Source organism: Clostridium sp. C8 (assembly GCF_001010885.1).
GTDB lineage: Bacteria > Bacillota > Clostridia > Clostridiales > Clostridiaceae > Clostridium > Clostridium sartagoforme.
This window is the reverse complement of the sequence record NZ_LBMX01000049.1, coordinates 1-15,276: the sequence shown is the minus strand read 5'-3', so window position 1 is coordinate 15,276 and position 15,276 is coordinate 1. Positions and strand designations below refer to the sequence as shown.

Annotated in this window: 12 protein-coding genes; 2 read left to right on the top strand and 10 right to left on the bottom strand. The window is 25.5% G+C overall.

What is annotated here, in order from left to right; all coding sequences use genetic code 11:
• Window positions 1-64: 64 nt before the first annotated feature.
• The 6 genes from AAT22_RS07700 to AAT22_RS07675 form a co-directional block, all read right to left on the bottom strand.
• Complete coding sequence (locus tag AAT22_RS07700; protein ID WP_016208457.1) at window positions 65-955, bottom strand: undecaprenyl-diphosphate phosphatase; 891 nt, start codon at window positions 953-955, stop codon at window positions 65-67.
• 150 nt (window positions 956-1,105) lie between these two features.
• Window positions 1,106-2,203 (bottom strand): hypothetical protein, encoded by a 1,098-nt coding sequence (locus AAT22_RS07695; RefSeq protein WP_047000794.1) that lies wholly within the window; start codon window positions 2,201-2,203, stop codon window positions 1,106-1,108.
• A gap of 226 nt (window positions 2,204-2,429) precedes the next feature.
• Window positions 2,430-4,256 (bottom strand): tetratricopeptide TPR_2 repeat-containing protein, encoded by a 1,827-nt coding sequence (locus AAT22_RS07690; protein WP_047000793.1) that lies wholly within the window; start codon window positions 4,254-4,256, stop codon window positions 2,430-2,432.
• 223 nt (window positions 4,257-4,479) lie between these two features.
• Window positions 4,480-5,268, bottom strand: coding sequence for an ABC transporter permease (locus AAT22_RS07685; RefSeq protein ID WP_047000792.1), 789 nt, complete (start codon window positions 5,266-5,268; stop codon window positions 4,480-4,482).
• Window positions 5,261-6,028, bottom strand: coding sequence for an ABC transporter ATP-binding protein (locus AAT22_RS07680; protein WP_047000791.1), 768 nt, complete (start codon window positions 6,026-6,028; stop codon window positions 5,261-5,263). The genes AAT22_RS07685 and AAT22_RS07680 overlap by 8 nt, the downstream gene beginning before the upstream one ends.
• A gap of 83 nt (window positions 6,029-6,111) precedes the next feature.
• Complete coding sequence (locus tag AAT22_RS07675) at window positions 6,112-7,140, bottom strand: ABC transporter substrate-binding protein (protein WP_016208462.1); 1,029 nt, start codon at window positions 7,138-7,140, stop codon at window positions 6,112-6,114.
• A 217-nt stretch (window positions 7,141-7,357) separates the two neighbouring features.
• Here AAT22_RS07675 and AAT22_RS07670 point away from each other — a divergent pair, with 217 nt between their 5' ends.
• Window positions 7,358-7,714: a CidA/LrgA family protein gene (locus tag AAT22_RS07670; RefSeq protein ID WP_016208463.1), complete on the top strand. Its 357-nt coding sequence runs from the start codon at window positions 7,358-7,360 to the stop codon at window positions 7,712-7,714.
• A 21-nt stretch (window positions 7,715-7,735) separates the two neighbouring features.
• Window positions 7,736-8,440, top strand: coding sequence for an LrgB family protein (locus AAT22_RS07665; RefSeq protein WP_016208464.1), 705 nt, complete (start codon window positions 7,736-7,738; stop codon window positions 8,438-8,440).
• Between the two features lie 57 nt (window positions 8,441-8,497).
• Here the strand turns inward: AAT22_RS07665 and AAT22_RS07660 are convergent, their stop codons facing one another.
• From AAT22_RS07660 to AAT22_RS18555, 4 genes are all read right to left on the bottom strand, one after another.
• Window positions 8,498-10,450 carry a DNA topoisomerase gene (locus AAT22_RS07660; RefSeq protein WP_047000790.1) on the bottom strand — a complete coding sequence of 651 codons (1,953 nt, stop codon included), beginning with the start codon at window positions 10,448-10,450 and terminating at the stop codon, window positions 8,498-8,500.
• Between the two features lie 68 nt (window positions 10,451-10,518).
• Complete coding sequence (locus AAT22_RS07655) at window positions 10,519-11,106, bottom strand: TspO/MBR family protein (protein WP_084820737.1); 588 nt, start codon at window positions 11,104-11,106, stop codon at window positions 10,519-10,521.
• A 59-nt stretch (window positions 11,107-11,165) separates the two neighbouring features.
• Window positions 11,166-13,175: a HAMP domain-containing sensor histidine kinase gene (locus AAT22_RS07650; protein ID WP_047000789.1), complete on the bottom strand. Its 2,010-nt coding sequence runs from the start codon at window positions 13,173-13,175 to the stop codon at window positions 11,166-11,168.
• A gap of 18 nt (window positions 13,176-13,193) precedes the next feature.
• Window positions 13,194-15,113, bottom strand: a complete 1,920-nt coding sequence (locus AAT22_RS18555) for a PAS domain-containing sensor histidine kinase (protein ID WP_052953928.1) — start codon at window positions 15,111-15,113, stop codon at window positions 13,194-13,196.
• Between the last annotated feature and the right edge of the window lie 163 nt (window positions 15,114-15,276).

Sequence of the window (15,276 nt, the reverse complement as noted above, 5' to 3'; positions counted from 1 at the left end):
AAATATCTTATAAATATAATAAATAGGACTAATAATTTAAAAAGATAATTATTAGTCCTACTTATTATATTGTTAAAGTTACTATTCCTGCAACAGATAATGCTAATAAAACAATACCTGCAATAATTCTATAAATAGCAAATATTCTCATTGGTTTCTTCTTTAGGTAGCTTACAAACATATCCATAACTATTAATGCCACTATAAATGCTACTATGAAGCCAACAATCAATGCAACTACATATGTAGAATTCATTATTGAAAAATCAAAATTAGATAAATCCATAATTGATGAGCCTACCATAGCTGGAATTGCTAAAAAGAATGAGAATTCTGCCGCTACTGGAGTTGAAAGGCCTGCAATCCATCCACCCATTATTGTTGATGCACTTCTTGACATTCCTGGCCACATTGCTAAAATTTGAAAAAGTCCAACCTTTAATGCTTGTATTGGAGTTAAATCAAAAACATCCATAGTTTGATAACTTCTTCTTTTTGAAGCCTTATTCCTGTATATATTCTCTATTATAATTAATAATATACCTCCAACTATGAATCCAACTACAACTGCTGACGGTTTAAATAAGCCTTTTATTTTATCGTATAAAGTTACTCCTACAATTAAAGCTGGAATGGATCCTATTATTACATTTATTCCAAACTTAAAACCTGAGTGCCCTTTTTTACCTAATGTAAATATATATGTAAAAAATTCAACTACAGCTTTCCAAAGTTTATTCCAATATAATACTACCACCGCCAATATTGCTCCTAGCTGAATAACTACTTCAAACATTTTGGCAAATTCTTCTGCTCCAACTGCTCCTGATCTAAATCCTATTAAACTTCCAACTAAGATCATATGTCCAGTGGATGAAACTGGTACAAATTCTGTAAGACCTTCTACTACAGCTATCACTATAGCCTTAATTATATAGATAAAATCTAAACTCATTCTTTTTCCTCCCTTTAAGACCTGTTTTATTTACAACAAATCCTATTATACCTTTATAATTCCAAGCTGTCTATTCATTATCTACTATTAAATCTTAAAATTATATTAAAGAAATCAAAAGATAAATACAATTTTTAAATTCATTTGCTATTACCACTCTATTTCTATGCTACTTTCTATATTTTCACCATCCAAAGAAATTTCTATTGTATTAACTCCTTTGGATAATATTAAATCTGAATATTTTTTTACTTTTTTAAACTCTTTATTATTTTCTCTTATATAATATTCATCAACTATTTTTCCATTTTTAAAGGCTCCAACTATAAAGTTTTCTTCTTTATCTTGTTTAGGTTCCTCTTTCTCTTCTTGTTTTTTCATTAAAATAATATACAATTTTTCATCTTCTATATATGTAGTGTCAATAGGGTTTCTATTCATTAACTCTTTATTTTGTGTAAATACTGTAGGGGGAATATAACTTCCTTTAAATTTAATATTTATATCATTCTCACTTTTAATATAAGTTATATAACTATTACTTTTTTTCATATCCGTGGTATTGTCTATGTTTATAGTGTATGTGTACAATACTTTTTTCAACATTGGTATATAATCACTTCTATTACTATTACCTGTATAATTTAAATTTCTTATATCTGTATCTAAAAGTTCCATAGCACTACAAGGAAAACCCTTTTCATCAAAGTATCCTCTATCTATAAAATCTATCATTATCCATTTATTATCTTCTTTACTCCAATATTCAACTACATAATAAGCCTTTTGTTTATTAAAATTTGTATCTGTTCTCTTAAATACTCCAAGTCTTGCAGTATATCCAACACTTTCAAGGAAATCTCTATATATTATTCCAAGATCTCTAGCTGATGCTTTTTTTGAGTCGCCTTTTTCTTTTAATATATCATATCCATTTATTCCTTGAGAACTAGAAATATCATCAAATGTTATAATTTCATTTAAGATCTCTGATACCTTAATGGCTTTTTTTAATTTATCTTTTTCTCCATCTAACTTCTCTTCTATGCTATACATTTGTTTTAATATTTTTATTTTTTCATCATCTTCATCTCCATAAAAAAATATAATATTATTTTCGTTATATATATTGTCCCATTTTTTTATAATAATTTCACTTTTATTATTTATCTTAAAAATAAATATAATTCCTAAGGCAATTATTAATCCTACAACAATCAATCGAATAAAGCTTTTAGATTTTTTCAAATAAATCCCTCCATAAATTAGTTATTAATATAATACTATCAGAAAATACACCACTTTTCTATAAAAAAGTGGATATATCTAAATTTGCTTATGACCTGGCTTTTTTCCAATTCACCACAAATTTACATATATTAACTCAAAAACTGAAAGAATGAATTTATAAAAGTTTACCATATAAACTACTTTTTATAAATTTTTAATAGAAAAAAGTGCCCTTAGGCACTTTTTAGTAAACTAACTTTATTCCTGATAATTTAAAGTCCTGTGAACTATCTTTTAAGAATTGTTCATAAATTTCTTTTGATTTATTATAATTTCCTACAATGGTATTTTTAGTTGCTTCATCCATAGTTGTAGAAATTTCCTCATAAGCCGCCTTTATATTTTCATATCCTCTTGCTATGTCTTTTTCTACCATTAAATAGTACCATCCAGCATTATTTAGGGAAATTACATCTTTCTCATTCATTGCATAAGCTTCACGTATTAAGTTGATTCCTTCTTCATTATTTCCTTGGGTTAAATATACAGCTCCTAAAGTTCTATAATATTCCTGATTATCTTTTTCTATCTTTATAGCTTCTTTCAAATTTAATGCTGCATCATCCCATTTTTCATCAATTATATCTAGCCTAGCCAATTTGTAATATAATTTACTATTATCTACTTTTATATTTAATGCTAATGAATAATAATCTCTTGCTTTTTCATTGTTTGACTCATAATTAGAATAATAATTAGCTATTCTCATTATTGTTTCATAATTATAAGGCTCTTTTTGCATTGCTGTCCTAAAATACGCTTCAGTTGGTTTAATATTTCCCTTTTTTAATAATATATCTGTAATCAAACTTCCATAACTGTTAGGGTAATTATTATTTTTAACTATACTCTTTTTAGCTAGATTAAAGGCTTCATCATATTTCTCATTGTAAAAAGATCTTAATGAAGATAAATAATACTCTATATATGAATCTTTTTTATCATTACTTGCTTTTCTTACAGCATCACCCAAATAATCTTCTGCTTCCGATTCTCTGTTAGAATTTTTAAATATTTCAAAATTTATATAATCTGTTGATATTCCATTTATATTTTCATCTTCTAATTTTATAATTAATTCTTCAGCTTTTCCTATATTCTCTTTAGAAATAGAATATGCTTTTGCTAACATCATTTTATATGCTGCTTCTTCTGGATTTGCTTCTATTTTTTTCTCTATAGATTTAATTAACATATCTTTATCAAATGAATACATATCGTCTATAACATCATATATTTTCATTTCATTTCTATCTAAATTCCATGCATCTTTTAATAATTCTAATCCATTTTCCCATCTGTTTATTAGCATATTCATATTAGACAAAATACATATATCATAAGAAGAATTTTTATCCAAAGGATAATTTTCTGTTAATCCTTCTGCTTTGTATATATGATTATTAGCTATATAAGCTGAAAATAAAGTTTTTAATATATCTTTATTAGAACCATAGTCATTTATGTATTTCTCTCCAAATGAAATAGCTTCATCATATTCTTTATTCATAATAAAAGTAAATAGCATTGAATTAATTAGTTCTATATCTTTATCCCTATACTTATCAAAGCCCTCTTCTTTTATTATTCTATCTCTCTTTATAATTGATTCCTTTAGAAGAGAACTTGATTTCTTAACATCCCCTTTTAAGGAATATATATCAGCAGCCTTAACTGTCCATATTGGCCAATTATCATCTTTTTGCATTTTATTATATTCTTCTATTGCTTCATCATATTTATTTTCATAATATAGATATTCAGCTCTATTTTGGGTTATGTCAACTTCTTCAACTGTGGTAAATCCTTTTATACATAGTATCATAATAAGTGTTATGATACATGAGCCCCCTATAATGACAATAGGTTCTACATACTTATTCTTTTTATTAGCTTTTCTATATTTATCTATTAAATTAGCACTTGTCCTATTAATTACTTTGCTAAGTTTTCTAAAAAACGATTTCAGATACTTTTTTGTAGTAGAAAAAAGTTTTTTTATTTCATTCATGACTCTCTCCACCTTTTCATTTAATCTACATAATTATAAGCTAATATACATTTTAGCAGATTTTTTTAATATTTACAATTGAAATATTTACAAAAATTCCCCATTAACTAACTTTTTTTTAAGTAAATTAAATAAAAATGTAAAAATTTAGTGCTAACAACATATTAAAATTAAATTTAAAAAGCTAATAATATATACTACTATTAGCTTTTTAAAATCAACATTAATTAATATTCTTTAATTTTTCTTCTAATCTCGAAACAACTTTATACATAACAAAGGCTATTATAGAAAGAATTACTATACTCATCATAACCATATCTAACTGTGAAATTTGACCACCATATACTATTAAGAATCCTAAGCCTTCTCTTGCAACTAAAAATTCACCCATAATTACACCTACCCAGGATAATCCAACATTTATTTTAAGTGCAGAAATTAAAACCTGGATATTAGCTGGAAATACAAGATATTTTAATGTTTGAAATTTTGTTGCTTGAAGTGTTTGCATAAGCTTTAGTTTTCCCTTATCAACTTCATTAAATCCAGTTAAAACTGTTATTATTGTTGTTACTATTGAAATAAAAAGTGCTATTACTATTATAGCTGTCATCCCATTACCCACCCAAAATATTACAATTGGTGCAAGTGCAACCTTTGGCAATGCATTTAGCACTACTAAGTATGGATCTAAAACTTTTGATGTAAAAGGGGATGACCATAATATAATAGCTATAAAGGCTCCAAGTAATGTTCCTAACATAAAACCTAATACAGTTTCATAACAGGTTACTAATATATGCTTTAAAAGTGTTCCTTCTTTTACAAAAGATAAAAATGAATTAATTATTCTAGTAGGGCTCGATGTTAAAAAAGGATCTATCCACTTTAATCTTGCTGCAACTTCCCATAAAGCAATGAATACTACTAATATGGCTATTCTAAATATAGCTACTTTTATTCTATCTCTTTTTATTTTTTTTATATAATCTTCATGTTCTTTACTCATTTACTGCATCAAGCTCCTTCCATAATAAATTAAAGTACTCGTTAAACTCTGGCTCTTTTCTCCTTTGAAATGGAGTTGCTTCAGTATTCTTAAAGTTTATCTCCACATCTAATTTTAAGTTTGCTGGCCTTTTAGTAAGGATTATTATTCTATTTGAAATTGCTATCGCTTCTCCTAAATCATGTGTAACCATAATTGCTGTTTTTCCTTCTCTTTTTATTATGCTTTTCACATCATCACAAACTTTAAGTCTTGTCTGATAGTCTAAAGCTGAAAAAGGCTCATCTAAAAGAAGTACATCTGGATTTAGCGCAAGAGTTCTAATAAGAGCAACCCTTTGCCTCATTCCTCCGGAAAGCTCTGTTGGTTTATGGTCTTTAAACTTTGATAACTGATAATTTTCTAACAACCTATCTGCTCTATCTATATTTTCTTTGCTATCTAAGCCTTTAATCTTTAACCCTAATAATACATTGCTTCTTACTGAAAGCCATTCAAATAAATAATCTTTTTGAAACATGTATCCCATTTTATCTAATCTATTTTTTATATCTTTATCTGTATATAATACATCCCCTTCAGATGGTTTTAAAAGTCCACTAATAATATTTAAAAGTGTTGATTTTCCGCATCCTGATGGACCTATTATACTAACAAATTCTCCTTTTTCTATTGAAAAATTTAAATTTTCTATTGCTTTTGTCTCATCTTTTAAAGAATGATACGTTAAACTCACATTTGATATATTTATTAAACTCAAATTTGTGCCCCCTTTCTAATTTATGTAAATCTTGATAGAAAGAAGTTTATTGGGGCTGTCAGAAAGACAGCTCCATTAAAAATTTATTTAGATTTTACGGCTTCTTCTGCAAAAGTATTATTAACAATCTTCTCAAATTCAGGTCTGTCTTGTAACAAACTACTATCATAACCTTCTATTACATCCATTAATCTATTTAAATCTTCTTCTGCAATTGATGGATTAGTTGCTATTGCATTTATTTTTCTATAATTTTTAACAACTGAGACTATTATCTCTTTATCAGTCCCAGGGAAAAATGAAATTATTGAATTAGCTACTTCTTCATCACTATGTGTTTCAACCCACTTTTGTCCTTTATATATTGCATTAGTAAATTTTTGTACTATTTCAGGGTTCTTGTCCATATAAGATTTAGTTGTATAAAAACAAGTATATGGTAAATCTCCAACGGCTTCTCCAATTGAAGCTATTATTTTTCCACTACCTTCTTTTTCAAGCATAGAAGCTGTTGGCTCAAATAAATTAACATATTCTCCAACTCCTGACTTAAAGGCTCCAGCTGTTGCTGTGAAGTCGATATTAGTTACTAATGATACATCCTTTCTAGGGTCTAATCCGTGATTTCTTAACACATACTCAAAAGCCATTTGTGGCATTCCACCTGGTCTCGCCCCTATTATTTCAACCCCTTTTAGATCTTCCCATTTGAAATTTGGATTTTCTTCTCTACCAACTAAAAATGATCCATCTGTTTTGGTTAGTTGTGCAAATAATACTGGATAATCTTCTCTTCCTTGATTGTGTATATATATAGCTTGCTCAGGACCAGAGAAACCTATATCCACATTTTTACTTAAAAGTTGCTGCATTGTTTTGTCTGCGCCTTGACCTGTTGATAAGTCTATCTCTATTCCTTCTTCTTCAAATAGCCCTTCATTTATGGCTACATACATAGGTGCATAAAAAACTGAACGAACTACTTCATTTAACCTAACTTTAGTTAATTCTTTTTTAGGAATTTCATTGTTTTTTCCACATGATATAAAGCTAAAGCTTGTAATTCCTATTAAGGCTACTAATGATACTATTTTTATTAATTTATTTTTCATTTAAACCTCCTTATTTTTTTAATCTCTACTATGATTTATAATATGACACCACAACATATTTTGTTAAAAAATAAGATTTTTTAATTTAAATTATCAATATTATGCACTTTTCAAAGAATTAAACACTGAAAATCCTTCTTGTAAATTTCATTATTCCATTTACATCTTTATTTAATAGTGATAAATTATTAGTTGAATAGTTTAAGGAGGTTTGAAAATGAAAATTTTTAGGGAAGCTCTAATAATTTTGGGCATTTACTTACTTGGAGAACTTATTTCAAAAGGACTTTCTTTACCTATACCAGGAAATATATTGGGTATGATTATATTATTAATTTTATTATGCTGTAATATTGTAAAAGTCGAAAAAGTTGAAACCGTGTCTAATTTTTTCTTAGATCATCTAGCTTTTTTCTTTGTTCCTGCGGGGGTAGGTTTACTAACATCTTTTGATTCGATTAAGGATAGCTTAATACTAATAATACTTCTTTGCATTATTACTACATCTATAGTTATCGTAGTCACTGGATTAACAGTTCAAATTGTTATGAATCTTCAAAAAAAGAAAAACTAATAAGGAGTATGAATCAAAGTAATGAGTATTTTAACTGGAAATATTTTATTCGGAATAGTAATTTCACTAATATCATTTGAAGTTGGACTTTTTATTTATAAAAAAACTAAATTCCCATTATTTAACCCTTTACTGATTTCTATTATATTAATAATTGGATTTCTGATATTATTTAAAGTGGATTTTGATGTTTATAATAAAGGAGGACAATTTATAAATATGTTTTTAGGTCCTGCAACTGTTGTTTTGGCTGTTCCCTTATATAAGCAGTTACAATTATTAAAACAACATTTAATCCCAATATTTATAGGTATTCTATTAGGTAGTAGTGTGGGCATATTTTCTGTAGTATTCTTTGGATATATATTTAAACTGGATAAGCTTATAACTATATCTTTACTTTCTAAATCTGTTACCACACCTATAGGAATTGAAATTACAAATCAACTTGGTGGATTAGCTCCTGTAACAGTGCTTTCTATAATCTTATCTGGAATAATTGGTGCTATAATCGGACCTATTTTATGTAAATTATTTAAAATTAATGAGAGAGTTGCAATTGGAATTTCATTAGGAACTGCTGCACATGCAGTAGGAACAACAAAAGCATTAGAACTTGGTGAAACAGAAGGTGCTATGAGTTCTCTATCTATTGGAATAGCTGGAATAATGACAGTTTTTCTAGCACCTGCATTTTATATAATATTATCAATATTTCTTAAGTAACATTAATAAAGCTCAAAGATTATAAAATATTTATATAATCTTTGAGCTTATATATTTTTATTGATTTTTAATTTTTAGTAATTTGGTGTTTAAAAAACTTATATTAGGATTATTTAAAACCTTTGTAGTATTTTTTCTAGTATAAGCTTCTAACTTAATCATAAATTCTTTAGGCTCTATTTCCTTATCATTTACCATCTTTAATCCTTTTTCCCATGATGCTGTTAAAGATGGATTGAGAAGTGATGGTATAGATACATTTATAACTTCATAAATCATTTCTCCAAGCTCAGTTGGGGTTATAATTTGAGTTTTGTTGTTAGATTGTATATATTGTATATTTATTAATTTTTTAAGTATTTCTGCTCTGGTAGCTGAAGTTCCTATTCCAGCTCCTTTTATATGTTCACGTAATTCTTCATCTTCTATTAACTTTCCCGCATTTTCCATAGCTATTATCATAGATCCAGTTGTATATCTCTTTGGAGGTGATGTTTCACCCTCTTTTATTTCTAATTCATTTATATTTAACTTAGTACCTTTGCGTAAGTTTTCCGGAAAAGATTCTTGTTCTTCATCTTTTTCATTTCCAAGTACAATTAAATATCCTTTATCTATACATATTTTTTTATTTAATATAAAGCTTTCACTCCCCACTAAAATGACAATAGACATCTTACTATATTGAGCTGGTGGATAAAATATAGATAAAAATCTTCTAAGTATAATATAATAAACTTTCTTATCTAAACTAGGCAATTTACTTAAAGTATCTTTTCCTTCTCCTGTTGGTATAATGGCATAGTGATCAGTAATTTTACTATCATCTACATACTTGCTTTTCATTATAGATTTTGAATAATCTTTTTCCAATATTTCAGATGTAACATTAATTAACTCATCTCCTATTGGCATATTTCTAAGTTTTATTATATTGCTTTTTATTCCTTTAGCTACAGCTGTAGATAATACTCTAGCATCTGTTCTTGGATATGTGACCATCTTTTTCTCATATAACCCCTGAACTATTTTTAAAGTTTCATCTGGACTTATTTTGAACCTTTTGGTACATTCATTTTGAAGTTCTGCTAAATTATATAAAAGAGGTGCATTCTTCTTTTCTTTTGTTTTCTTAACCTCATTTACTATTCCAAATTCTATCTCTCTTAAATCTTTAATTAATATTTCAGCATCTTCTTTATTTTTAAACCCCACCTCATTATACAGCTTTGGAGATTCAAAATATTTAGATCCTTCTATAGATTTCCAATCGCCTTTTATAATAACTTCATCATTATCCTTTATAAATTCTCCAGATATTTTATAAAAAGATGTTTTATTGAAACTCCTTATTTCTCTTTCTCTTTCAACAACCATTCCAAGAACACAAGTCATTACTCTTCCAACTGCTACTACTACATTTTTGTCTTTTTTTAAGGCATTAGCAACTGTTTTTCCATACATAAGAGTTAATAATCTAGAGAAGTTTATACCAAATATATAATCCTCTTTAGCTCTTAAATATGCAGAATGAGCTAAAGAATCATAATCTGATAATAATTTCGCCTCTCTTATTCCTCTTCTTATTTCTTCTTCAGTCTGAGAGTCAATCCAAACTCTCTTTTTTATTTTATTAGGCTTTCCTGCCATATCATCTACTAATCTATAAATATATTCTCCTTCTCTTCCTGAGTCAGTACATACATATATACAATCAACATCTTTTCTATTCATTAAACTGTTAACTATATTAAATTGGTTTGCAGCTGAAGAAATAACTTCATATTTATATTCATTAGGTAAGAAGGGTAAATCTTTCAGATTCCAAAACTTTAATTTTTCGTCATAAGCTTCTGGATAACTCATTGTAACCATATGTCCTACACACCATGTAAAAATACTTTTTTCTCCCTCTATATATCCATTACTTCTTATCCCCTTAACATTGAGTAGCTTTACAAAATCCATAGCTACTGATGGTTTTTCTGCTATAAATAAAGTTTTCCCCATAAAAACTTCCTTTCTAAATGAAATAAACCTTCAAAAGAAGGCTTATTTATATTATACTACATATTAACTTACATTTCATTAAGTAACCAAATAAAATAATTTAAAACTCCTGCAAAGATAAGCCATAGCATATAGGGAGTTATTAAAAATGCAGATATTTTATCTGCTTTAATAAATTTAATAAATGTTATACTTACTAAAACAAACAATATTATAATCCAAAAAAATGAAATTGCGTATAGCTTAAATGTAAAAAATATAAAGCTCCACATTAAATTAAATATTAATTGAACTAGATAAAAAAAGTACGCTCCATTGTCATTTATACCTTCTTTATTTTTCATATATATTCTATATGCAGCTATTCCCATTAATACATATAGTATATTCCATACTATTGGAAAAGTAAGAGCTGGAGGACTAAAAAATGGTTTTTTTAAAGCCTCATATGTAGAAATAGTATTTTTATTAATATATCCTACAATAAATCCCATTCCTACTGGAATTAATATATTAATTATTAAAGGTATCAATTTAAAATTACTATTAACCTTAAATATATTTAAACCAATATCTTTTTTATTTTTCATTTTTTTAGATTTTTTAATTTTCTTTTCCTTAGATTTTTTATTTGTTTTTTTTTCCTTATTTCTCATTTATGCACCTCTATAAAATATTCATTATTATATATGCATAGACAAGTGTTTTTATGTAATTAAAAATATATATCTGAAAACTCTATATCTATTTTCTCTTTTAGTTCATTAATCTCTATATTATTATTTAAAGATATAACTTCGCCTTTAAGCTCACTATCGTATGGGAATGATATCTTGAAAATATTCCCGTACTTTATTCCTGCATCTATTTTTATTTCTCCATCATGTAATTCAACTAACCCTCTAGTTAAAAATAATCCTAAACCACTACCTTCTGATGGTCTATTTAAAGATGTATTTATTTTAGTAAATTTATCGAATATTACTATTCTTTTATCTACTGGAATTGCTTCTGCATCATTTATTACTTCTATTATTATTTCATTATTCTCAATCTTCACCATTACATAAATATTACCCTTGTATTTTCCATACTTTAAGGAATTTGATAATATATTCAACATTATTCTTTCTATGTAACTTTTATCGCAGTAAAAATATATTTCTTCATATTGTGGATCAAAAATCAATTTTGTTTCTCTAAGTTTCATATAAAAGTCACATGATAAAACAACATTTTCTATTATATCTACAATATTATAAACACTTTTTTCTATATCTAAAAATCCTTCTGAAAGTTTATTACTATCTATAAAATTATTCACAGTTCTAATTAATCTTAGGCAATTTTGTTTTATTATGTTATTGTTCTTATTTATTTTATTTACTTCATCACTTTTTAAATATATATCATTTAGCTGAAGCGCTGAATATATAACATTTATTGGAGTTCTTAATTCATGAGAAATATTTGAATAAAACTCGTCTTTAATATTTTCATCATTTATCCTTTTTTCAAGTTTAACTATTTCTTCCCTTTGCTTTATTATTTCAGTTATATCATTAAATACTAGAATTTTTTTATTATCATTAATTTTTACAAGATCAATTTCTAAATTTCTATTTTCTCCATATTCATTTCTTGTATCTACTTCTATAGTAAAATCATTAATATCATAATTATCTGGATATTCTTCTCCAGTAATCTTGCTTAATATTTTATTTAATTTTAGCTTATTGCAATCATATATTATTTCGTTTACCATATTATAATCTGTTTCCTTATAATCATTGGAGTACACCATAATATCATTTTCAAAAAGTAATAATCCATCTGACAACGTCTTAACAACATCATAATATTTTTTTTCACTTTTTTCTAAGAGTAGATTTAATTCTTTTAACTGTTTTTCTCTTCTCTTAAGACTTTTATTTAAATTGGTTTTAACCTTTTTAGCTCTATTTAAACTTTCATAAGCTCCTTCATAGACACTAGATATCAATATCTCTTCTATTTTGGCATAAACTAAAAAATATGATATTGGCTTAGCTATCCATATAAGAAATGTAAGTTCTATATTTAATATAGCTTCTAAAACAACAAATATATTATTTAACACTATAATTAACGTTACATCTACAATCCATTTATAGTTTTTATCAACTTTATTTTTCTTATAATAATATAATAAAAAGCCAAATAATATTGCTAATATCCCTTGATTCGCAATAATTGCTGAATAAGCATTATATACATCTGTTATGGAAGATATACTACTATACTCAGCTTGTACAAAAGCGAATATAATTGGAGTAATCGTAATAAATACAATATTTTGTACCTTAGGTGAATATCCTTTTTTAAATAATACAATGCTAGATATCATGTTTAAAACTTCTAAATATGTTATAAGTTGAAAAAGTGATAAAGAGCCAAGTATACTATTTATTGAAAAAATATATTCTAAATCCACAAATCTTACTATGGCTATATAAAAATATCCTATTCCTATATACTTTACTATTGTTATTTGCTTATTATCAACACTGAGTACACTCATTATAAAAATTAAAATTGAAATAGAAAAACATAACATTTTTATTATAAATATAAACTCATCTGTCATCTTAAAAATTAGATCAATAAAAGTCAATCCTATAAGTGTAGCGATAAATACTTTTGACATTAAACACTTATGTTTATAATTAATTTTTTCATTTAACATTTATTACTCAATCATCCTTTACCTATACAACTTAATAGTGAAAATAGTTCCTTGCCCTACAGTACTATTTATTTCTATATCTCCATTTTGAGCTTTTACTAAATTATAAACTACAAAAAGCCCAACTCCAAAACCAGTTGGATTACTTTCCTTTGTTCTATTTTCCATTTCATATTTATTAAAAGCCTTTTTTATAAATTCCTCGCTCATGCCTATTCCATTGTCACCTATATCTATCATTACATAATTATTAGTACTTTTTATATTTATAAATATAGTCCCATTCTCCTTAGTAAACTTTAATGAGTTTGATACTAAATTCAATATTATTCGTTGCATCATCTCTTTATCAAAATATACGAATTCTTCTTCTTCTTCTGTATCAAATACAATATCTATTCCACTATTTTTTATATAAGTAGATAGTGAATTTAAATAATCTTCAATAAATTCTACTATATTATCTAAACCTAAATTTGCTTCTAAATTTTCTGAATCTATTTTACTCATATCAATAAGATTATTAGTAAACTTTGTTAGAATAAAGCAATTTTGCTTACTTAATTCGTTATACATACTCAATTTTTCAATATCATCATTTTGTATTAAAACTTTTTCAAGTTGTATAGCAGAATATATTACATTTATAGGTATCTTAAGATCATGAGAAATATTCGACAAGAAGTTTCTTTTTATTTCTTCTCTCATTTTTATACTTTCTAATTCCTCTTTCATATTAGACAATTTAATTTCTTCTGTTAAATCTTTTAATAGTAATATAAATTCTGATTTTTCAGTGTTTACAGAAAAAATTCTTACTTCTAATTTCTTATTATCTTTATTTATTGTAGTAGAAACTGGTCTGTTATTAATATCTGATATAATATCTCTAATGTCACATTTAAAATCAATATAATTATCTATTCTTCTATTTACTATATTTTTTAAATTATTAACTTCCATAATATCTAAAAATTTTTCATTACAATAATATATTCTTAGATTATTATTTATTATAACAATAGGATTTGGTAAACATCCTAAAAATCTTTTATACAATAGCTGTTTTTCATTTAAATTTCTATATACTTCTTCCAATTTATAATTGTTATATATTATTTCCTTATTTATATCCTCTAGATTTTTATTGGTTTTTACAGTTTCTTTAAATATAAAATTATAATTTTCTTTTGCTATATTAACTATAATAATAAGTATAGTACTAGTAAAAATTATAATTTTAACAAACTTAACTACATCATTAATAAAAAATATATTTATATAATTAGTGGACAATGATGCTAAAATTTTTAATGTTAATAAATTTACATTTAATTTTAATAAATCTATCTTTTTTTCAACATTTATAGTATAAATTTTAAAATACCTATAGGTTCTCATTACAATTAATATAATGACTAAATAATATATTTTATATATAAAATGCAAATCAGTAATATTATTAATGAAGTTTATAGTTGACGTTATTAATATTAATATAAAATATTCAAAATATATAAATTTATCATTTTTTTTATTAAGTCTATATTTTGCCATAATATAATATAATATGACTATATGAAAAATACTAAACTCATAGTTTGTACCACACCCAACCTTTCTTAATAGTATTTTTACATCTTCAAATTGGCTATTTGGCGTGAAAAAAATCATAGATACAGTCCAAAGTATAACAAAAAAAATTTTCAGTACTCCATATAATTCCTTTTGAGTTATGCTTTTTAAATGCATTGCAAACATAAGAGATATCATAACTAATATTATTTTAAATATTTTAACAAAATCATTTATTATTCTACTATCATATATTAGAGCTATTTCGAAACAACTATACATTACTAGACTTAATAATGCATAAACTAATAATTTTTTCTTATCAACATAATAAATTCTCTCTCTAAAATTATTATAATCCAATTTTTTTCCCTCACTATATGTTATTACTACATAATTTTACATCATTTCCTTATATATGTGAATAAATTTAAAAGACTTTTATAAATAAAAAAATTGCTTCTATAAGTTTACTTATTCCTTCTCTCAGATGCTTATACAAAAAAAATAAGGAGCTGTCGCATTA